The organism is Mesorhizobium sp. M1A.F.Ca.ET.072.01.1.1, assembly GCF_004023325.1.
In the GTDB taxonomy this organism is placed as follows: Bacteria; Pseudomonadota; Alphaproteobacteria; order Rhizobiales; family Rhizobiaceae; genus Mesorhizobium.
On sequence record NZ_RZSF01000686.1, the window covers coordinates 1 to 700 of the forward strand.

Consider the following 700-nt stretch of genomic DNA (forward strand, 5'->3'; position numbering starts at 1 on the left):
CCCCCACCCGCCATGACCGAGGATACGTTGCTGCCGCTGTCTTTTCCAGCCGTCGGACGCAAGAAGATCACAGCTGCGTTTGACGGCGGCCGCATCACATCGGATGGCGGCGTCATGCTTCTGGCGGCCGCCGAACGGCGTTTGCGACTGGCCGACCGGCTTGCGGCTGCGATCCACGATCCACGTGATCGAGCGCGCGTGACGCACGCCATGGCCGACATCCTGCGCGCCCGCATCTTCGCCATCGCCTGCGGTTATGAGGATGCCAACGATCTCAACCGGCTGCGCACCGATCCAGCCTTCAAGCTCGCCTGCGGACGGTTGCCCGATAGCGGGCTCGACCTGTGCTCGCAGCCGACGTGTTCGCGGCTGGAGAACCTGCCCGACATCAGGACCGTCATCCGGCTCGGCCGCGTGCTGGTCGATCTGTGGCTGTCGAGCTACGCCGCGCCGCCGAAAAGCGTCACGCTCGACGTCGACGATACGCTCGATGTCGTTCACGGCCATCAGCAGCTGTCGCTCTTCAACGCCCACTACGACGAGCGTTGCTTCCTGCCGATCCATGTCTATGACGCCGCCACCGGCCGCCCGGTCGCCATGATCCTGCGCCCCGGCAAGACCCCGACGGGCGAGGAGATCCGCGGCTATCTGCGCCGCCTCGTGCGCCGCATCCGCGCCCGCTGGCCGACCACCCGTATCC

The 700-nt window shown here is 67.3% G+C and carries 1 protein-coding gene; it reads left to right on the top strand.

Annotation, left to right across the window (positions count from 1 at the left end; genetic code table 11):
* Positions 1–12: 12 nt before the first annotated feature.
* Positions 13–700: IS1380 family transposase (locus EOA32_RS37555; protein WP_128374334.1), on the top strand; the 688-nt coding region annotated here is incomplete at its 3' end.